The organism is Pseudomonas sp. ABa2 (assembly GCF_056676075.1).
The window spans coordinates 2603082-2622628 of the sequence record NZ_CM155239.1 but is presented as its reverse complement, the minus strand read 5'-3'; the positions used below and the strand labels follow the sequence as shown (position 1 = coordinate 2622628).

The following is a 19547-nucleotide window of genomic DNA, read 5'->3' as shown; positions in this document are numbered from 1 at the left end:
TTTCCCCACTTGCTCATATCAGCTAAGACCGAGGTGATTCAGGCACACTCTAAGTAAGTGAAAACCCCGCGACCGGCAACGGTGGCGGGGTTAGTTTTTTCAGCCGCTTACTCGAGGCTGTTCTTTAGCGCCTGGGCGGCCTGATCCATGGCGCTGCGCACCGCCGGCACCCCGGCCAGCACGTTGAGCAGGCCATAGTCGTGGATCATGCCGTTGTAGCGCACGGCGGTCACCGCCACGCCGGCGGCGTTGAGGCGGCGGGCGTAGGCTTCGCCTTCGTCGCGCAGCACGTCCATCTCGGCGGTCTGCACCAGCGCCGGCGGCAGGCCTTTGAGCTGCTCCAGGCTGGCCCGCAGCGGCGAGGCATGGATCTCGTTGCGCTGCTTCGGGTCGGTGGTGTAGTTGTCCCAGAACCATTCCATCATGCCGCGGGTCAGGAAGTGGCCTTCGGCGAACTGGTTGTAGGAGGCGTTGTTGAAGCTGGCGTCGGTCACCGGCCACAGCAGCAGCTGGAAGCGCAGTTTCGGTGTGCCGGCTTCCTTGGCCTTGAGCGCGACCACCGCCGCCATGTTGCCGCCGACGCTGTTGCCGGCCACGGCCAGGCGGGAACCGTCGACGCCGATCTGGCTGCCATTGTCGGCGACCCACTGGGTGGCGGCGTAGGCCTGGTTGATCGCGCTCGGGTACTTGGCTTCCGGCGATGGGGTGTAGTCGACATAGACCGCCGCAGCGCCGGAGCCTACCACCAGGTCGCGGATCAGGCGCTCATGGGTCGGGTAGTCGCCCAGCACCCAGCCGCCGCCGTGGAAGAACATGAAGCCCGGCAGCACGCCGCGAGCACCTTCGGGCCGCACTACCTTGAGGGTGATCGACTGGCCGTTGGCCTGGATCACCTTGGTGTCCACCACGATGCCGGACAGGTCCACCTTGGCACTGGCCTGGGCGCCCACCAGCACGGCGCGGGCATCCTTCGGCGAGAGGGTTTCCAGCGGCTGGCCGCCGCCGGCAGCCAGGGCCTCGAGGAAGCTCTGGGTGTTGTGTTCCACACCGGGGCTGCCGGCGGCGAAGCTACTGCTAACGGCCAGGGCAAGCAGCCCGGCGGTCAGGGTACGCGAGATGTTCATGGTCAAACTCCTGTCGATAGGGGCTGCAAGGATCAGTTCTGGTTGCTGCAAATGCTGGACAGCTGTTCGTAGGCGAGTACTTCCACCTCACCGGCGCTGTTGCGGTAAGTCATCTTCGCGGTGACCACCTCGCACTGCGGGCTGGCCGGTACGTCGATGGCAATTACCTCGGCGATATCCAACTGGGTGCCGTAGCGGTAGGGCGAGGCGGTGGAGTTCTGGGCAAAGGCCCCGAGGGAGGCACTGAGCGAAACAGCGGCCAGAGTGGCGGCGAACAGGTTGCGAGTCTTCATGCTGTGGTCTCCTCTTGGGCCCGCTGACGGCCAGGCCGTCAGCGTTCGCCCCAGTGTGTCAGACGATGGTCAAGGTGACGTCGATGTTGCCGCGGGTGGCGTTGGAGTAGGGGCAGACGATGTGCGCGCGGTCCACCAGGGTTTGCGCCGCTTCGCGGTCCAGGCCCGGCAGGCTGATGCGCAGCTCCACCTCGATGCCGAAGCCGGTGGGGATCGGGCCGATGCCCACGGTGCCTTCGATAAAGGTGTCGGCCGGGATGCTCAGCTTGTCGCGGGCGGCGACGAACTTCAGGGCGCCGAGGAAGCAGGCCGAATAGCCGGCGGCGAACAGTTGTTCCGGGTTGGTGCCGTTGCCGCCGGCGCCGCCGAGTTCCTTCGGCGTGGTCAGGGCGATGTCCAGTACGCCGTCGGAGGAGACGGCGCGGCCTTCACGGCCGCCGAAGGCTTCAGCGGTAGCACGGTAGAGAACGTTTTCGATGGTCATGGCGGTATTTCTCTTGAGATGCGATTGGGGTGCGTAGGTATTCGTCGATCAGCCTTCGTGGCTGATCAGCCATTCGGGGTACAGGCCCTTGCCGTTCTGGCTGGGTTGGCCGTTGTCGGCCAGAACCGGGGCGGAAAGAATCAGCGTGGCGGTCAGTGCGATCAGGGTTTTCATCGGTTTCTCCAGGGCTTCGGTGGGTAGCGGGTGGAGACGACTGCGAAGTCTCCGTGGAATGTTTCGCGCTAATGTTTTGTGCGCAAGTCATTTCCATGGAGCGAACTGTAGTGCGCATGTATTTTGCGCACAAGATAATTTTCTGAATTTTTCGCTATAGCCCTAGAAGTTCAGGGCATAAGCAGGGGCTAAGGGGGCACAACCTGTTCAACGAGCGCTACATCACTAACAACCAGGGCGACAGTCTGCTCGATGTCGGTGCGCCGCTGACCCTCGGCATGGCCACTCTCTACGACCTCTAGGGCTCGCAGGTACTGGGGAACGAAGAGCGGCGGCAAGGGGGCCATCGCTAGCAATCAATACAGGCTCGTTGTCTTGTTCTGCCTCGGGGCGGGGGTAGTCCGTTTCGACGATTCCGGTGCAGCAAGAAAGGGGGGGGCGATGCCCCCGCGGTTCAGAGCAACCCACGCTCGGCGAAAGATACCGTGCGTTGGTCTGCCACGATGATGTGATCCAGCGAGCGGACATCGACCAGCGCCAAGGCTTCTTTCAACGGCAACGCGCTCAACGCGATGCGCACGGTGATCGAGCTGGAGCGTGCCGGCGTCGCCGCATTGACCCTCGAAGACACCTTGTTGCCGGCCCAGTTCGGCCGCAAATCCTACGACCTGATCAGCGTCGAGGAGGGCGTCGGCAAGCTGCGTGCCGCCCAGGAGGTGCGCGACGACAGCGCCCTGGCGATCATCGGTCGCACCCACGCCGGCGTGCAGCCGCTGACCGAGGTGGTCCTGCGCACCCGCGCCTATCAGGATGCCGGCGCCGACGCCATCTGCCTGGTCGGGGTGAGGGACTTCGCCCACCTCGAGGCTATCGCCGAGGGTCTGCGCGTGCCGCTGATGCTGGTCACCTACGGTAACCCGGATTTGCGCGATGACGACCGTCTGGCCGAGTTGGGCGTGCGCATCGTGGTGGACGGTCACGCCGCCTACTTCGCGGCGATCAAGGCCACCTACGACAGCCTGCGCGAGCAACGTGGCATCGCCGTCGACAATGGCCTCAGCGCCTCGCAATTGGTGAGCAAGTACACCAGCCCCGACGATTACATCGCCTGGGCACGGGAGTACATGAACGTCAAGGAATAGCCGCTCAGGGGCGATGGTTGCTAGTCCCCCATCGGGGCCGCAAGGAATCGCCTGCTCGTCCCGTTCGGTGAGTTCTTCGTGGAAGACTTCGGTGCCCTGACGCCGGTAGGCGGCCACGCGCATGGCCTGTCTGGGTGGCCCTTGGCGTTCGCCAGGATGCGGCGGATGCCTTTCATCAGCGCCGCCTCGCCGGCGGCCCAGGCAAAACTCGCCGGCCGGCAACTACAGCGCCGCGACGGCGGTCAGCAGCGCGTCGCCATCCTCGAACCAGTGCAGTTGCAGCTGCGCGGCGCAGGCCAGCTCGCAGCTGTCAGTCGCGATAGAACACCTGGATCAGGTGATAGCCGAACTGGGTCTTCACCGGGCCATGCACCTCGCGCAGCGGCTTCTTGAAGATCACCTGGTCCACCGCCCGCACCATCTGCCCGGGACGCACTTCGCCGAGGTCGCCGCCTTTCTTGCCGGATGGGCAGGTGGAGTACTTGCGCGCCAGCACGTCGAAGGCTTCGCCGGCGGCGATGCGTTTCTTCAGCGCCGCCGCTTCCGCTTCGGTCTTGACCAGGATGTGGCGGGCCATTGCCTTTGCCATATGACGGGCTCCTCAAATTTGCCGGGCTGCTATTGTGCCAGCATCCATAGCGCCAGCAGAATGGCGCCAGATTTTGGGTCATGCATTGCCCGCGACGCCGGCGAATGATGGCCTATGGTATTTCAATCGCGCCTCACGGAAACGTCGCCATGGATCTCCACGCAATGCTGAAAATCCTGTCCAGCCAGGACGGTTCCGACCTCTACCTGTCCACCGGGGCGCCGCCCTGCGCCAAGTTCAACGGCGTGCTCAAGGCGCTCAGCCAGGAGCCGATGAAGTCCGGCGACGTGGCGGCCATCGCCGAGTCGATCATGGACAGTGCCCAGCGCGAGGAATTCGAGCGCGAGCTGGAGATGAACCTGGCGATCTCCCTGGCCGGCGTCGGGCGTTTTCGCATCAACATCTTCAAGCAGCGCAACGAAGTCTCGATAGTGGCGCGCAATATCAAGCTGGACATTCCGCGCTTCGAGGACCTCAAGCTGCCCGAGGTGCTGCTCAGCACGGTGATGGAGAAGCGCGGCCTGGTGCTGTTCGTCGGCGGCACCGGCTCGGGCAAGTCGACCTCGCTGGCGGCGCTGATCGACTACCGCAACCGCAACAGCGGCGGCCATATCATCACCATCGAGGACCCGGTGGAGTACGTGCACCGGCACAAGAAGTCGATCATCAACCAGCGCGAGGTGGGGGTGGACACCCGCAGTTTCCACGCCGCGCTGAAGAACACCCTGCGCCAGGCACCGGACGTGATCCTGATCGGCGAGATCCGCGACCGCGAGACCATGGAACATGCCCTGGCCTTCGCCGATACCGGTCACCTGGCCATCTCCACCCTGCATGCGAACAACGCCAACCAGGCGTTGGACCGCATCATCAACTTCTTCCCCGAGGATCGCCGCCCGCAGCTGCTCAACGACCTGGGCAACAACCTCAAGGCCTTCGTCTCCCAGCGCCTGGTCAAGACCGTGGACGGCAAGCGCCGTGCGGCGGTGGAGGTGATGCTGGGCACGCCGACGGTGCGCGACCTGATCAAGCGCAACGAGTTCTCCGAGCTCAAGGAGATCATGGAGAAGTCGAAGAACCTCGGCATGCAGACCTTCGATCAGGCGCTGATCGATCTGGTCCACCAGGGCGCCATCGACGAGGAGGAGGCGGTGAAGAACGCCGACTCGGCGAACAACGTGCGCCTGAAGCTCAAGCTCTACCGCGACAACCCGGCCAATGCGGCGCCTCCGACCGCCGCGGCAGCCCGACCGGCAGCGGCGCCGGTCAGCGCGCCCAAGGTGGCCGATGCCGGTGACTGGGGCCTGGAGCTCAAGCTGGAAGACATCGAGGAGGACCTGCCGCCGGAAGATCCGGGGCGGCAGGGGATCTGACTCAACGCGGCTCGGGCCGATAGGCCTCGATCAGGCGCTGGCTGATGCCCTCGTCGTGCAGGCTCTGCACGGCGGCGCGCAGGTTTTCCACGAGCTGCGCGTCGCAGTCCCTGGAACAGGCCAGGTAGAGGTCGGTGCTGGCCAGCGCCGGGCTCATCTGCAGCTCGCGCTTGGAGTGCAGATATACAGCGCCTCCGGCACGCCGGTGAACCAGGCGTCGATACGCCCGCGCTCGAGCAGGTGAACGGGGTTTTCGCCCAGGTTGTGGGTGACGATCTGCTGGTCGGCGAAGCCCTGCGTTCTGAGGATTTCCACCTGCGCCGTGCCCAGACCGACACCGATGCGCCGGTAGCGCTGGCGTGCCTCGGCGAAGCTCTGCACCGGCTCGTCGAGGCTGAAGAAGGCGCGTTCCAGCGGCATGATCGGCGCGATCCAGGTATACAGCGCTTCGCGCTGCGGGGTGCGCGACAGGGGAATGATCAGCTGGTTGCGGCCGCCTGCGACCGTGCGCTGGGCGCGAGCCCAGGGCTCGACCTTGAGCTCGGCGAGGTAGCCCGCGCGAGCCAGGGCGGCCAGGGTGATATCGCCGACCATGCCGTAGCCGGCCTCGAATGCGACCAGGGTCAGCGGTGGCGCTTCCGGCATGTGCAGCTCGACGACTTCCTCGGCCTGACCGGTGGCGGCCAGGGCGAGCAGGGCGCAGCAGCAGAGTTGACGTAGCGACACGGCAGGATCTCCGGTGGGAGAGTCGTACTTGAGTATACGCAGCACGGTCATGGGCTACCTGTGACGCCGCGGCTCTTGCTCATGCGGCGGCAGGCGGCCAGGATCGACCCCGTGCGCCGGCTCAGCGGTGGTCATGGCGAACGCTGCGATTGCGTCCCTGGGCCTTGGCCGCGTACAGCGCCGTGTCGGCCTCTTCGAGGAGTTGTTCGAGGTAGCGCTCGGGGTCTTGCCCCTGCGGTACGAGGTTGGCGATACCGATGCTCACGGTAAGGCGCTGGTCGGCGATCTGCAGCAGGGAAACCTGCTCGTGCACGCGCCGGGCGATGACTGCGGCCTCGTCTCCATCGGCGAACGGCAGCCACAGCGCGAACTCCTCGCCGCCGTAGCGCACGACGCTGTCCTGGCTGCGCACGCTCTTGAGCAGTTGCTGGGCCAGCTCGATGAGCACCCGATCGCCCTCGGCATGGCCGAAGCGGTCGTTGATCTGCTTGAAGTAGTCGATATCGATCAGCAGCAGGCTGGCGTGCGCCTGCGCGCTGACCGTTGCCGTCCACTGTTCTACGTGCAGCGACAGCGCCCGGCGGTTGCCCAGCGCAGTCAGTGGGTCGGTGTGGCTCAGCTGCGCGAACTGTTCCGCCTCGCTCTTGATCTCCACGGCGTATTCGGCGAGCTGGGCGTAGGCGCTCTGCAGGGCGAGGTTGGCCTTGGCTAGCTGCGCCGCGTTTTCCTGCGCCTGCTCGCGGGCCTTGAGCAGTTCGGCCTCGAAGCGCTGACGATCCTTGGCGACGAAGAACAGCCAGATCACCTCGCGTTCGCCATCCACCTCGCTCATCCGGGCATTGGCCATCACCGGGATGTGCTGTTGATCCGTCGCCAGTAGCTGCAGGTGCAGTTCGTTGAATTCGCCGTTTCTGAGCAGCAGTGGCCAGGCATGGGTGTGCAGGAAGATGCGGCTCGCCGGTGGGAAGTAATGATCCATGCTGTCGACCAGCAGGACGCCGGCCAGGTGCTTGAAGTCGTGGTTGGAGTGCTTGATCTGGCCGTTGCAGTCGGTCACCAGCACTGGACAGGGCAGGCGTTCAAGGTAGAACAAGGTGATGGCTTCCTTGCAGGTAGCGGAGCATGGCGACGGCGACCAGCTCCGGGTGGCTCATGTGGGCGCAGTGGCCGCTGATGTCGAGGATCTCGAGGGTACTCGCGTTGAGGTGAGTGTGCAGGTAGTCGGCTACCGCTGGCGGTACCAGCGCATCGCGACGGTGATGCAGGATCAGGCTGGGCACCGGGCAGTGCGGCAGCGCGGCGCGTATGTCGGAGCTGAAGGTGGCCTCGGCGAACAGGCGCGCCATCAGCGGGTCGGTCGAGCAAAAGCTGTCGGACAGCTGCGCGGTCACCGGCTGGCCCGCCTCCGCGCCGGACACCAGCGGCGCGAAGTGCTGCGTCCAGCCCAGATAGTTGTGCGCCATCAGCTCCAGCAGACTGTCCAGGTCGCTGCGCCGAAAGCCGCCTTCGTAGGCCGGCGGGTCGCTGAGGAAACAGGGCGAGGGACCGAGCAGCACGAGTCGGGAGAACAACGATGGCCGTTCGATGGCGGCGAGTATGCCGATGCTACAGCTGACCGAGTGGCCGACGAAGGTGATGTCACCGCTCAGTTGCAGAGCGTCGCAAACCTCCAGTAGGTCCTGGACGTAGCCCTCGAGCAGTCGATAGCGGCCGGCATCGAACGCGCTGGCGTCGGAGCGGCCGCTACCCACGTAGTCGAACAATACCTGCCGGTAGTGCGGTGCAAATGCTGGTGTGAGCTTGCTCCACATCTCCTGGCTGCAGCCGAAGCCGTGGCCGTAGACCAGCACCGGGGCGTCGGCATGCGCCGGCAGCAGCTGCTGAACATGGTTGCGCTGGATGATACTCACGCGGTCACCTCGACAAGCGAAAGCACCTCGCTGAGCGAGGTTGCGAACTCGCGAGGGCGTAAAAATGACGCCAGTATAGGTACTTTCGATTAGCAGAAGGCGATTTGCTATCAGTCTTCCGCGGCGCGGGGACTGCAAGGGTGTGAGCCCAATGGCGGCATCGTTCGGCTCGTCGCCTGGCGTGGATAGGGCGTGTTGCGGCTATTGCCGCAGCTGCGGCAGGTCGCGGAACAGCTCCAGCGCCTGCGGGTTGGCCAGGGCATCGGTGTTCTTCACCGGGCGGCCATGCACCACGTTGCGCACCGCCAGCTCGACCAGCTTGCCGCTGATGGTGCGCGGGATATCGGCCACCGCGACGATCTTCGCCGGCACGTGGCGCGTGGTGGTGTTGGCCTGGATCACCTGGCGGATCTCGCTTTCCAGCGCCTCGTCCAGCACCACGCCCTCGCGCAGGCGGACGAACAGCACCACGCGCACATCGCCAGCCCAGTCCTGGCTGATGGCGATGGATTCCAGCACCTGCGGCACCTTTTCCACCTGGCGGTAGATCTCCGCGGTGCCGATGCGCACGCCGCCCGGATTCAGCACCGCATCGGAGCGGCCGTGGATCACCAGGCCGCCGTGCGCGGTTTCCTCGGCGTAGTCGCCATGGGCCCAGACGCCGGGGAAGGTGGCGAAATAGGCAGCGCGGAATTTCTCGCCGCCTTCGTCGTTCCAGAAACCCAGCGGCATCGACGGAAAGTGCCGGGCGCAGACCAGTTCGCCTTTCTCGCCGGTCACCGGCTGGCCACTGTCGTTCCACACCTGCACGTCCATGCCCAGGCCCTTGCACTGCAGCTCGCCGCGCCACACCGGCAGCACCGGATTGCCTAGGGCGAAGCAGGAGACGATGTCGGTGCCGCCGGAAATGGACGACAGGCACAGGTCGGTTTTGAAATCGCGATAGACGAAGTCGAAGCTCTCGTGGGCCAGCGGCGAGCCGGTGGAGAGAAGCGCCTTCAGGCGTTGCAGCCTGTGCGTTTCGCGTGGCTTGGCGCCGGCCTTCTCCAGCGCGGCGAGGTACTTGGCACTGGTGCCGAAGATGCTGATGCCCTCGGCATCGATCAGCTCGATCAGGCGTTCGGGCCCCGGATGGAAGGGCGAGCCGTCGAACAGCACCAGGGTGGCGCCCAGGGCCAGGCCGGAGACCAGCCAGTTCCACATCATCCAGCCGCAGGTGGTGTAGTAGAACAGGCAGTCGTTGGCCGTCAGGTCGGTGTGCAGGCCGAGTTCCTTGACGTGCTGCAGCAGGGTGCCGCCCACGCCGTGGACGATGCACTTGGGCACGCCGGTGGTGCCGCTGGAGTAGAGGATGTACAGCGGCTGGTCGAAGGGCACGGCGGTGAATTCGGGTTCGCCGCCGGGGCGGTAGAAGTCCTGCCACAGCGCCACTCGGGCCTGGGTGCTGAAGTCGGCGGGCTTCGCCTCGGGCCGGGAGTAGGGCACGACGACGAGTTGCTCCAGGCTCGGCAGGCGTTCGAGGATTTCACCCAGCTTGGCGGTCAGGTCCAGGTTCTTGCCAGCGTAGCGGTAGCCGGCGGCGGCGATCAGCACCTTGGGCTCGATCTGGCCGAAGCGGTCGATCACCCCCTGGGTGCCGAAGTCCGGCGAACAGGACGACCAGGTGGCGCCGAGGCTGGTGGCGGCGAGCATGCCGACCACGGTCTGCCAGGTGTTGGGCATAAAGGCCGCGACCCGGTCGCCGACGCCCACGCCGGCCTCGCGCAGGCTGCGCTGCAGGCCGGCGACATGGCCGGCCAGCTCCAGATAGCTGAGCTGCTCGCGGCTGCCGTCTTCGCCTACGGCCGCTAGCGCCGGATGCGGGTCGCGGCGGCGCAGCAGGTGTTCGGCGAAATTCAGCCGGGCGCCGGGGAACCAGTCGGCGTCGGGCATGGCCGGGCCCTCGCGCAGTACCCGCTCGGCGGGCGTGCTGAAGCGGATCTCGAAGAAATCGACGATGGCCTGCCAGAAGGCTTCGCGCTGTTCGATGCTCCAGGCGTGCAGGACCGGGTAGTCGGCCAGTTCGAGGCCGTGGCGCCGGTTGATCAGGCGGCGGAAGGCATCCAGGCGGGTGGCGGCGATACGCTCGGCGGAGGGCGTCCAGAGAGGCTGCTGCATGGCCGGTCCTCGTTGCTTGTCGGTACTTTCTACCCTAGCGCAAGCGGACGGGGTTGCCTTGACGCGCAGCGACGCTTCTCACCACCGTGTCGACCTTTTTGTTGGGGAGATGGCCTTTCACCTATGCCGCGGTGGTCTTACTGGCTCAGGCGTGCGCGGGCCACCCGCGAGCCGTTGGCCTTGCCCAGCACCTCGCAGATGCGCTGGCCGGCGGCGATCAGCTTGTCCATGTCGATACCGGTGTCGATGCCCAGACCTTGCAGCATGTACAGCACGTCTTCGGTGGCGACGTTGCCGGTGGCGCCTTTGGCATAGGGGCAGCCGCCGAGCCCGGCGACCGAGCTGTCGAACACCTGGATGCCTTCGAGCAGGCTGGCGTAGATATTGGCCAGCGCCTGGCCGTAGGTGTCGTGGAAATGCCCGGCCAGCAGGTGGCGGGGGATATCGCGGCCGACCACGTTGATCAGGTGGCGGGTCTTGCCCGGGGTGCCGGTGCCGATGGTGTCGCCGAGGGAAACCTCGTAGCAGCCCATGGCGTAGAGCTCGCGAGCGACGCTGGCGACCTGCGCCGGGTCGATCTCGCCGTCGTAGGGGCAGCCGAGCACGCAGGACACATAGCCGCGCACGCGCACCTTGGCGGCCTTGGCCGCCTCCATCAGCGGCACGAAGCGCGCCAGGCTCTCGGCGATGGAGCAGTTGATGTTCTTCTGCGAAAAGGCCTCGCTGGCGGCGGCGAATACCGCCACTTCCTCGACCTCGGCCTGCAGGGCGGCCTCGAAGCCTTTCAGGTTCGGCGTCAGTGCGGCATAGGTGACGCCCGGCTGGCGCTGGATGGCGGCGAACACCTCGGCGGAGCCGGCCATCTGCGGTACCCACTTGGGCGAGACGAAACTGCCCACTTCCACGTAGCCAAGGCCGGCGGCGCTCAGCTCGTCGACCAGGCGCACCTTGTCGGCGACGCTGATCGGCTGTTTCTCGTTCTGCAGGCCGTCGCGCGGGCCGACTTCGACCAGGCGTACGGATTTGGGCAGGCTCATCGGGGTTCCTCTTGTATATCCGTTGTCATCGCGCGTGCGCGGTGGCGTAGGGTGCGCTGTGCGCACCATGGAATGACGATCTTACGGCGCCCGGTGCGCATGGCCTAGGCGGCCCCGCGACACCCTACGTTAGCTCCACCAGCACCGCGCCGTCGCTGACCAGCTCGCCTTCGCGGCAGTAGATGGCCTGGACCGTACCGGCCTCGGGCGCGCGGATGCTGTGCTCCATCTTCATCGCCTCCAGCACCACCAGTGCGGTGCCGGCCTCCACGGCCTGGCCCGGCTCGACCAGCACGCGGACGATGCTGCCGTTCATCGGCGCCGTCAGGCCGCCGTGCTGATGATGGCTGGCCTCGGCGGCGGCGATCGGGTCGAAGCGGCTGACCGCGTGCAGTTCGCCCTGCCACTGCAGGTACAGGGTGTCGCCCTGGCGGATCGCGGGCAGGCGCTGCTGCGCCGCGCCGGGCACCAGCAGGCTGTCACCCTGCAGCTGCGCCTGGCCGCTGGCGCGCACCTTGCGGCTGCTGCCCTGGCAGTTCAGGTGCAGTTCGATCTCCGCCGGGCCGCCGCTGCGCCAGCCGCTGCGCGCAGCCCAGGGCGAATGGGCGTCGTCGGCGCGGCGGCGTGCGGCTTCGCTCTGGATAAAGGCATCGGCCGCCAGCTGCCAGAAGGCCTCCGGCAGTTCGCTCGGCGGCGGTAGCAGCTGCGCCTCGTGACGCGGGATAAAGCCGGTGTCCAGCTCGGCGGCGGCGAAGGCCGGGTGGGCCAGCACGCGACGCAGGAAGGCCAGGTTGGTCTTGACCCCGCCGACCAGGGTTTCGTCGAGCATGGCGAGCAGGCGCAGGCGCGCTTCCTCGCGGTTCTCGCCCCAGGCGATGACCTTGCCGAGCATGGGATCGTAGAAGGGCGAGACCACATCGCCCTGAGCCACGCCGCTGTCGGTGCGCCGGCCGGGGCCGGCGGCGGCTTCGCGGTACAACTGCAGGGTGCCGGTGGCCGGGAGGAAGTCGTGGTCCGGATCCTCGGCGTACAGGCGCACCTCGATGGCGTGGCCGTTAAGCGGCACTTGTCCCTGCGTGATCGGCAACGCCTCGCCGCGGGCGACGCGAATCTGCCAGGCCACCAGGTCCAGATCGGTGATCAGCTCGGTGACCGGGTGTTCCACCTGCAGGCGGGTGTTCATCTCCATAAAGAAGAAGTCGCCTCGCTCGTCCAGCAAAAATTCCACGGTGCCGGCGCCGACGTAGCCGATAGCCTGGGCGGCCTTGACCGCCGCCTCGCCCATGGCGCGGCGCAGTTCGGGAGACAGGCCGGGGGCGGGAGCTTCCTCCACCACCTTCTGGTGGCGGCGCTGGATCGAGCAGTCGCGCTCGTTCAGGTACAGGCAGTGGCCGTGCCGGTCGGCGAATACCTGGATCTCCACGTGGCGCGGCTTGAGTACGTATTTTTCCACCAGCATGCGCGAGTCGCCGAACGACGACTGCGCCTCGCGCTGGGCGCTGGCCAGGGCCTCGGCTAGCTCGCTTTCTCGCTCGACCACCTTCATGCCCTTGCCGCCACCGCCGGCAGCGGCCTTGAGCAGCACCGGGTAGCCGATGCGCTCGGCGGCCTGGCGGAAGGTGTCGATATCCTGCGCTTCGCCGTGATAGCCGGGCACCAGCGGCACGCCGGCGGCCTCCATCAGCGCCTTGGCCGCCGACTTGCTGCCCATGGCGTCGATGGCCGAGGCGGGTGGGCCGAGGAAGATCAGTCCGGCCTCTTCGATGGCGCGGGCGAAACCGGCGTTTTCCGAGAGAAAGCCGTAGCCGGGGTGGATGGCCTGGGCGCCGCTGGCTCTGGCCGCGTCGATCAGCTTGTCGATCAAGAGGTAGCTTTCCGCTGGCTTGGCGCCGCCCAGATTCACCGCCAGGTCGGCCTTGCGCACATGCCGCGCCGTGGCGTCGATGGCGCTGTGCACCGCCACGGTACGGATGCCCATGGCCTTGGCCGTGCGCATCACGCGGCAGGCGATCTCGCCGCGGTTGGCCACCAGCAGGGTGTCGATAGGCTTGAGGTTCATGCTTGTTGCTCCTGCCAGGCGGGCGTGCGTTTGTCGAGGAAGGCGCGCAGGCCTTCCTGGCCTTCGGCGCTGACGCGCAGACGGGCGATGGCGTTCTCGGTGTAGCGGCGCAGGGCTGGCGTCAGTTCGCCGCTGCCGACTTCGCGCAGCAGGTCCTTGCTGGCGCGCATGGCCTGCGGGCTATTGAGCAGCAGGTTGGCGATCCAGGCCTCGGCCTGGGCATCGAGTTCGGCGGCCGGGCAGGTCTCGGCGAGCAGCCCGAGCTCGCGGGCGCGGTGGCCGTCGAAGCGCTCGGCGGTCAGTGCGTAGCGCTTGGCCGCGCGTTCGCCCAGTGCCTGGACCACGAAGGGACTGATCACCGCCGGGGCCAGGCCGATACGCACCTCGGACAGGGAGAACAGGCTGTCCTCGGCGCCGATGGCGATATCGCAGCAACTGACCAGGCCCACCGCACCGCCGAAGGCCGCGCCCTGTACCACGGCCAGGGTGGGGATCTTCAAACCGTGCAGGTTGTACATCAGCTCGGCCAGCTCGCGGGCATCACTGAGGTTGGCGTTGTAGTCGAGCTCGGCGGCCTGCTGCATCCAGGCCAGGTCGGCGCCGGCGGAAAAGTGCTTGCCGCGGCCGCGCAGCAGCAGGAAGCGCAGGGCCTTGTCCTCACCGACGGCGTCGAGGGCGAGAATCAGCTCGCGGATCATCGCGGCGTTGAAGGCGTTGTTCTTCTCCGGACGGTTGAGCCAGAGGGTGGCAAAACCGCGCGGGTCTTTTTCCAGTTGGATGGTGCTGAAGTCGGTCATGGCCATTCCGTAGGGTGCGCCGTGCGCACCGATACATTGGATTCGGTGTGGGAGGGGCTTTAGCCGCGAGCTTTGCTGTGGCTGTCGCGGCTAAAGCCCCTCCCACGGATTACATGCGGAACACGCCGAAACGGGTCGGCTCGATCGGTGCATTGAGGCTGGCCGACAGCGCCAGGGCCAGCACTTCGCGGGTCTGCGCCGGGTCGATCACGCCGTCGTCCCACAGCCGGGCGCTGGAGTAGTAGGCGTGCGCCTGCTTCTCGTATTGCTCAACTATGGGTTGCTTGAGGCGCTGTTCATCCTCGTCCGAATAATGCTGGCCGGCGCGCTCGGCCTGCTCGCGCTTGACCTGTACCAGCACGCCGGCGGCCTGCTGCGCGCCCATCACGCCGATCTTGGCGTTGGGCCACATCCACAAGAAGCGTGGGTCGTAGGCGCGGCCGCACATGCCGTAGTTGCCGGCGCCGAAGCTGCCGCCGATGATCACGGTGAACTTCGGCACCTGGGCGCACGCCACGGCGGTGACCAGCTTGGCGCCGTGTTTGGCGATGCCGCCTTCCTCGTACTTCTTGCCGACCATGAAGCCGGTGATGTTCTGCAGGAACAGCAGCGGAATGCCGCGCTGGCAGGCCAGTTCGACGAAGTGCGCGCCTTTCTGCGCCGACTCGGCGAAGAGGATGCCGTTATTGGCCAGGATCGCCACCGGGTAGCCGTCGATGCGGGCGAAGCCGCACACCAGGGTGGTGCCGAACAGCGCCTTGAATTCATCGAACTGCGAGTCGTCGACGATGCGCGCGATCACCTCGCGCACGTCGAACGGCTGCTTGGCGTCGGCCGGGATCACCCCGTACAGCTCCTCGGCCGGGTAGCGCGGGGCGATGGGCGCGCGGGCGTCGAGCTGGCCGAGCTTGCGCCAGTTGAGATTGGCGATGCTGCGCCGGGCCAGGGCCAGGGCGTGCTCGTCGTCGTCGGCATAGTGGTCGGCCACGCCGCTGGTCTTGCAGTGCACATCGGCGCCGCCCAGCTCCTCGGCGCTCACCACTTCACCGGTGGCGGCCTTTACCAGCGGCGGTCCAGCCAAAAAGATCGTCGCTTGCTGGCGCACCATAATGGTCTCGTCGCTCATCGCCGGCACGTAGGCGCCGCCGGCGGTGCACGAGCCCATCACCACGGCGATCTGGGGGATGCCCAGCGCGCTCATATTGGCCTGGTTGAAGAAGATCCGGCCGAAGTGCTCGCGGTCGGGGAACACCTCGTCCTGGCGTGGCAGGTTGGCGCCACCGGAGTCCACCAGGTAGATGCACGGCAGGCGGTTCTCACGGGCGATGGCCTGAGCGCGCAGGTGCTTCTTCACGGTCAGCGGGTAGTAGCTGCCGCCTTTTACCGTGGCGTCGTTGGCCACGATCATGCACTCGACGCCTTCGACCCGGCCGATGCCGGCGATCACCCCGGCGGCGGGCACCTCTTCGCCGTAGACCTCGTGGGCGGCGAGCTGGCCGATCTCAAGGAACGGCGAGCCGGGGTCGAGCAGGCGGTTGATGCGTTCGCGCGGCAGCAGCTTGCCGCGCGCGGTATGGCGCGCCTGAACCTTCTCGCCGCCGCCTTCGTGCAGGCGGGCGAGCAGGGCGCGTAGGTCGGCGACCTGCTCGAGCATGGCCGCGCTGTTGGCGACGAACTCGGGGGAGCGGGTATTGATCTGGGTATGCAGGATGGCCATCTGGGGCGCTCCGATTTCTGGCTACCGTCTGTAGGGTGCGCCGTGCGCACCATGCCGTTGTTTTGGTGCGCACGGCGCACCCTACGGGGCGTTCCCGCGATCACTTGGTCTCGTTGAACAGCTCGCGGCCGATCAGCATGCGGCGTATCTCGCTGGTGCCGGCGCCGATTTCGTAGAGCTTGGCGTCGCGCAGCAGGCGGCCGGCCGGGTACTCGTTGGTGTAGCCGTTGCCGCCGAGCAGCTGGATGGTGTCCAGGGCCATCTTGGTGGCCATTTCGGCGGTGTAGAGGATCACCGCCGCGGCGTCCTTGCGCGATTCCTCGCCGCGGTCGCAGGCCTTGGCGACGTTGTACAGGTAGGACTTGGAGGCGTTCATGCCGGCGTACATGTCGGCCAGCTTGCCCTGCACCAGCTGGAACTCGCCGATCGACTGCTTGAACTGCTGGCGCTCGTGCACGTAGGGCAGCACCACGTCCATGCAGGCGCTCATGATCCCGGTGGGGCCGCCGGAGAGCACGGTGCGCTCGTAGTCCAGGCCGCTCATCAGCACGCGCACGCCGCCGCCTTCGACGCCTAAGATGTTCTCTTCCGGCACCTCGCAGTCTTCGAACACCAGCTCGCAGGTGTTGGAGCCGCGCATGCCCAGCTTGTCCAGCTTCTGGTGGCGGGAGAAACCCTTGAAGTCGCGCTCGACGATAAAGGCGGTCATGCCGCGCGAGCCGGCATTGACGTCGGTCTTGGCGTAGATCACGTAGGTGTTGGCGTCCGGGCCATTGGTGATCCACATCTTGTTGCCGTTGAGCACGTAGCGGTCGCCGCGCTTCTCGGCGCGCAGCTTCATGGACACCACGTCGGAGCCGGCGTTGGGCTCGCTCATGGCCAGGGCGCCGACGTGCTCGCCGGAGCACAGCTTGGGCAGGTACTTGAGCTTCTGCTCGTGGGTGCCGTTCTTGCGGATCTGGTTGACGCACAGGTTCGAATGCGCGCCGTAGGACAGGCCGACCGAGGCCGAGGCGCGGCTGATCTCTTCCATGGCCACCACATGGGCCAGGTAGCCCATGTTGGTGCCGCCGTATTCCTCTTCGACAGTCATGCCCAGCAGGCCCATGTCGCCGAACTTGCGCCACATGTCCATGGGGAACTCGTTGTCGCGGTCGATCTGCGCCGCGCGCGGGGCCAGCTCGGCCTGGGCGAAGTGGTGGACCGCATCGCGCAGCATGTCGATGGTTTCGCCGAGGCCGAAGTTGAGGGTGGGGTAGCTCATGGGACACCTTTTGTTGTCTTGGGGTGCGCCGTGCGCACCGGGTCGGTTGGGGGCGCGACGCACCCTACATGTCGGTTTCGGCCAGGGCTGCCAGGCAGCGCTCCTCGGCGGTATCGAGTTCCAGCTGCATCTGCCGGATGTCCAGCAACTGCTGCTCGAGCTGGGCGCGGCGTGCGGCGATCTTGTCCATGAAGGTTTCCAGCTGCTTGCGGTTGCCGCTGCTGGGGTCATAGAGGTCGATCAGCTCCTTGCACTCGGCCAGGGAAAAGCCGATGCGCTTGCCGCGCAGGATCAGTTTCAGGGTGACCAGGTCGCGGGGGCTGAAGATGCGCTCCTGGCCGCGGCGCTCGGGGGCGAGCATGCCTTGCTCCTCGTAGAAGCGGATGGCGCGCGGCGTCACGTCCAGTTCGCGGGCTAGGTCGGAGATGGAGTAGGTGGTGGGCATCGGGGTGTTCTCGTTTACCTTTACGTTAACGTAAAGCTTGCTTCGTCACCCTGTCAAGCGCGACGTGGCGTCCGTGGAATAGGCATCGGGCGTGCTGCGATAAAAAACGACCGGCGGGTCGCATCCGGGCAAAAGGGGCTTGACGTTGCTTTCCGTTAACGTAAAGGTAAATGGCACGGCCTCATTGCCTCGGGGAAAGTCGTTTATGCGTATCGAAGGTTCCGTGTTTCTGGTTACTGGTGGCGGTTCCGGCCTGGGCCTGGCCGCTGCCCGTCAGCTGCTCGGCCAGGGCGGCAAGGTGCTGCTGTTGGACATCAATGCCGAGGCAGGGCAGCGCGCCGCCTTAGAGCTGGGCGAGGGCGCCCGCTTCGTGCAGGCCGACATCACCCGCGAGGAGGATGGCCGCGCGGCCGTGGAGCAGGCCCTGGAGGCCTTCGGCGCCGTGCACGGGCTGGTCAACTGCGCCGGTATCGCACCGGCCGAGAAGGTGCTGGGACGTAACGGCGTGCACGGCCTGGACAGTTTCCGCCGCACCGTCGAGGTCAACCTGATCGGCAGTTTCAACCTGCTGCGCCTGGCCGCCGAGGCCATCGCGCAGAACTCGCCGAATGCCGAGGGCGAGCGCGGGGTGATCGTCAACACCGCTTCGGTGGCGGCCTTCGACGGGCAGATCGGTCAGGCCGCCTATGCCGCGTCCAAGGGTGGGGTGGCCGCCATGACCCTGCCGGCGGCGCGCGAGTTGGCGCGCTCGGGCATCCGCGTGATGTGCATCGCCCCGGGCATCTTCGAGACGCCGATGATGGCCGGCATGCCGCAGGAGGTGCGCGACTCGTTGGCCGCCGGCGTGCCGTTCCCGCCGCGCCTGGGCCGTCCCGAGGAATACGCCGCGCTGGTGCGCCACATCGTCGAGAACCCCATGCTCAACGGCGAGGTGATCCGCCTCGATGGCGCGCTGCGTATGGCGGCGAAATAACCGACAAATGACCCGGATTGCATCCGGCCGGGGTGAGCTGATCGGCCTGGCCGCAACCCATGGCAAACCATCGACTTTCAGGAGACAACCATGTCTGCAACCGATCCGGTCGTGATCGTCAGCGCCGCCCGTACCCCCATGGGCGGTTTTCTCGGTGACCTGGCCGGCCTGTCCGCCGCCGAACTGGGCGCCGCCGCCATCCGCGCCACCCTGCAGCGCGCCGGACTCGCGGCCGAGGCGGTGGATACCGTGCTGATGGGCTGCGTGCTGCAGGCCGGTCAGGGCCAGGCCCCGGCGCGCCAGGCGGCGCTCGGCGCGGGCCTGAGCCAGGCGGCGCAATGCACCACTTTGAACAAGATGTGCGGTTCGGGCATGCAGGCGCTGATGCTCGGCCACGACCAGCTGCTGGCCGGTAGCGCCGAGGTGCTGGTAGCCGGCGGCATGGAGAGCATGTCCAACGCGCCGTACCTGCTACAGCGCGCCCGCGCGGGCTATCGCATGGGCCACGGCCAGGTACTCGACCATATGTTCCTCGACGGTCTGGAAGACGCCTACGAGCGCGGCCGGCTGATGGGCACCTTCGCCGAGGACTGCGCGCAGAGCTACGGTTTCACCCGCCAGGAACAGGACGCCTACGCCCTGGAGTCGCTACGCCGGGCGCAGCAGGCGATGGAGGCCGGCCATTTTGCCGACGAGATCGTCGCGGTCGAGGCTCCTGCCGGGCGTGAGCGGCGCCTGATCGCCGCCGACGAGCAGCCGCCCAAGGCCAGGCCGGAGAAGATTCCCACGCTCAAGCCGGCGTTCCGCGACGGCGGCACCGTGACCGCAGCCAACTCCAGCTCGATTTCCGACGGCGCTGCGGCCCTGCTGCTGATGCGCCAGTCAGAGGCCGTGCGGCGTGGCCTGAGCCCGCTGGCGCGTATTGTCGCCCATGCCGGCCATGCCCAGGAGCCGAACCTGTTCACCACCGCGCCGGTCACCGCGATTCAGCGCGTGCTGGCGCGCAGTGGCTGGAGCCTGAACGAAGTGGACCTGTTCGAGATCAACGAGGCCTTCGCGGTGGTGCCCATGGTGGCCATGCGCGACCTGGAGATCCTCCACGCCAAGCTCAACGTGCACGGCGGCGCCTGCGCCCTCGGCCACCCCATCGGCGCCTCCGGCGCGCGCATCCTGGTGACCCTGCTCGCGGCGCTGCAGCAGCGCGGCTACAAGCGCGGCGTGGCCGCGGTGTGCATCGGCGGCGGTGAGGCCACGGCGGTAGCCATCGAGCTGTATTGATGGCT

Annotated in this window: 17 protein-coding genes and 3 pseudogenes; 4 read left to right on the top strand and 16 right to left on the bottom strand. The window is 66.8% G+C overall.

Annotation, left to right across the window (positions count from 1 at the left end; all coding sequences use genetic code 11):
* Positions 1-107: 107 nt before the first annotated feature.
* The 5 genes and pseudogenes from AC1G9C_RS12795 to AC1G9C_RS12775 form a co-directional block, all read right to left on the bottom strand.
* The gene (locus tag AC1G9C_RS12795; RefSeq protein WP_480407742.1) at positions 108-1124 is read right to left on the bottom strand and encodes an alpha/beta hydrolase; all 1017 of its coding nucleotides are present in this window, start codon (positions 1122-1124) and stop codon (positions 108-110) included.
* A gap of 32 nt (positions 1125-1156) precedes the next feature.
* Positions 1157-1417 carry a DUF2790 domain-containing protein gene (locus AC1G9C_RS12790; protein WP_480407741.1) on the bottom strand — a complete coding sequence of 87 codons (261 nt, stop codon included), beginning with the start codon at positions 1415-1417 and terminating at the stop codon, positions 1157-1159.
* Between the two features lie 58 nt (positions 1418-1475).
* On the bottom strand, positions 1476-1901 hold the full coding sequence (locus tag AC1G9C_RS12785; protein WP_075747182.1) for an organic hydroperoxide resistance protein: 426 nt from the start codon (positions 1899-1901) through the stop codon (positions 1476-1478).
* Between the two features lie 48 nt (positions 1902-1949).
* A complete protein-coding gene (locus tag AC1G9C_RS12780) occupies positions 1950-2075 on the bottom strand; it encodes a hypothetical protein (RefSeq protein ID WP_457787099.1) in 126 nt (41 codons plus the stop codon).
* 454 nt (positions 2076-2529) lie between these two features.
* Positions 2530-2628: pseudogene (locus tag AC1G9C_RS12775) on the bottom strand (JAB domain-containing protein); the annotation flags it as partial.
* A gap of 1 nt (position 2629) precedes the next feature.
* On the opposite strand from AC1G9C_RS12775, the pseudogene AC1G9C_RS12770 reads away from it, so the two are divergent.
* Positions 2630-3217, top strand: a pseudogene (locus tag AC1G9C_RS12770) (isocitrate lyase/PEP mutase family protein); the annotation flags it as partial.
* A gap of 310 nt (positions 3218-3527) precedes the next feature.
* Here AC1G9C_RS12770 and AC1G9C_RS12765 read toward each other — a convergent pair.
* The gene (locus AC1G9C_RS12765) at positions 3528-3806 is read right to left on the bottom strand and encodes a peptidylprolyl isomerase (RefSeq protein ID WP_031302901.1); all 279 of its coding nucleotides are present in this window, start codon (positions 3804-3806) and stop codon (positions 3528-3530) included.
* Positions 3807-3955: 149 nt separating this feature from the next.
* Between AC1G9C_RS12765 and AC1G9C_RS12760 the strand changes: the two genes are divergently transcribed.
* Complete coding sequence (locus AC1G9C_RS12760) at positions 3956-5179, top strand: PilT/PilU family type 4a pilus ATPase (RefSeq protein WP_480407740.1); 1224 nt, start codon at positions 3956-3958, stop codon at positions 5177-5179.
* A 1-nt stretch (position 5180) separates the two neighbouring features.
* On the opposite strand, the pseudogene AC1G9C_RS12755 reads toward AC1G9C_RS12760, so the two are convergent.
* The 10 genes and pseudogenes from AC1G9C_RS12755 to AC1G9C_RS12710 form a co-directional block, all read right to left on the bottom strand.
* Positions 5181-5824 (bottom strand): annotated as a pseudogene (locus tag AC1G9C_RS12755) (substrate-binding periplasmic protein).
* Between the two features lie 202 nt (positions 5825-6026).
* The gene (locus AC1G9C_RS12750; RefSeq protein WP_122109939.1) at positions 6027-6998 is read right to left on the bottom strand and encodes a sensor domain-containing diguanylate cyclase; all 972 of its coding nucleotides are present in this window, start codon (positions 6996-6998) and stop codon (positions 6027-6029) included.
* Positions 6985-7815 carry an alpha/beta fold hydrolase gene (locus AC1G9C_RS12745; RefSeq protein WP_122109938.1) on the bottom strand — a complete coding sequence of 277 codons (831 nt, stop codon included), beginning with the start codon at positions 7813-7815 and terminating at the stop codon, positions 6985-6987. The genes AC1G9C_RS12750 and AC1G9C_RS12745 overlap by 14 nt, the downstream gene beginning before the upstream one ends.
* Before the next feature lie 201 nt (positions 7816-8016).
* On the bottom strand, positions 8017-9972 hold the full coding sequence (locus tag AC1G9C_RS12740; protein ID WP_480407739.1) for an acetoacetate--CoA ligase: 1956 nt from the start codon (positions 9970-9972) through the stop codon (positions 8017-8019).
* A gap of 137 nt (positions 9973-10109) precedes the next feature.
* Complete coding sequence (locus AC1G9C_RS12735; RefSeq protein WP_480407738.1) at positions 10110-11009, bottom strand: hydroxymethylglutaryl-CoA lyase; 900 nt, start codon at positions 11007-11009, stop codon at positions 10110-10112.
* Positions 11010-11133: 124 nt separating this feature from the next.
* The gene (locus tag AC1G9C_RS12730) at positions 11134-13068 is read right to left on the bottom strand and encodes an acetyl/propionyl/methylcrotonyl-CoA carboxylase subunit alpha (protein WP_480407737.1); all 1935 of its coding nucleotides are present in this window, start codon (positions 13066-13068) and stop codon (positions 11134-11136) included.
* The gene (locus AC1G9C_RS12725) at positions 13065-13865 is read right to left on the bottom strand and encodes a gamma-carboxygeranoyl-CoA hydratase (protein ID WP_480407736.1); all 801 of its coding nucleotides are present in this window, start codon (positions 13863-13865) and stop codon (positions 13065-13067) included. Before AC1G9C_RS12725 ends, AC1G9C_RS12730 begins: the two co-directional genes overlap by 4 nt.
* A 109-nt stretch (positions 13866-13974) precedes the next feature.
* A complete protein-coding gene (locus tag AC1G9C_RS12720; RefSeq protein WP_480407735.1) occupies positions 13975-15582 on the bottom strand; it encodes a carboxyl transferase domain-containing protein in 1608 nt (535 codons plus the stop codon).
* Positions 15583-15682: 100 nt separating this feature from the next.
* Positions 15683-16846 (bottom strand): isovaleryl-CoA dehydrogenase, encoded by a 1164-nt coding sequence (locus AC1G9C_RS12715; RefSeq protein WP_480407734.1) that lies wholly within the window; start codon positions 16844-16846, stop codon positions 15683-15685.
* Between the two features lie 64 nt (positions 16847-16910).
* Positions 16911-17291 carry a MerR family transcriptional regulator gene (locus AC1G9C_RS12710; protein WP_129482315.1) on the bottom strand — a complete coding sequence of 127 codons (381 nt, stop codon included), beginning with the start codon at positions 17289-17291 and terminating at the stop codon, positions 16911-16913.
* A 205-nt stretch (positions 17292-17496) separates the two neighbouring features.
* Between AC1G9C_RS12710 and AC1G9C_RS12705 the strand changes: the two genes are divergently transcribed.
* Positions 17497-18264 carry a 3-hydroxyacyl-CoA dehydrogenase gene (locus AC1G9C_RS12705; RefSeq protein ID WP_480407733.1) on the top strand — a complete coding sequence of 256 codons (768 nt, stop codon included), beginning with the start codon at positions 17497-17499 and terminating at the stop codon, positions 18262-18264.
* A 90-nt stretch (positions 18265-18354) separates the two neighbouring features.
* Positions 18355-19542 carry an acetyl-CoA C-acyltransferase gene (locus AC1G9C_RS12700; protein ID WP_480407732.1) on the top strand — a complete coding sequence of 396 codons (1188 nt, stop codon included), beginning with the start codon at positions 18355-18357 and terminating at the stop codon, positions 19540-19542.
* Positions 19543-19547: the final 5 nt, after the last annotated feature.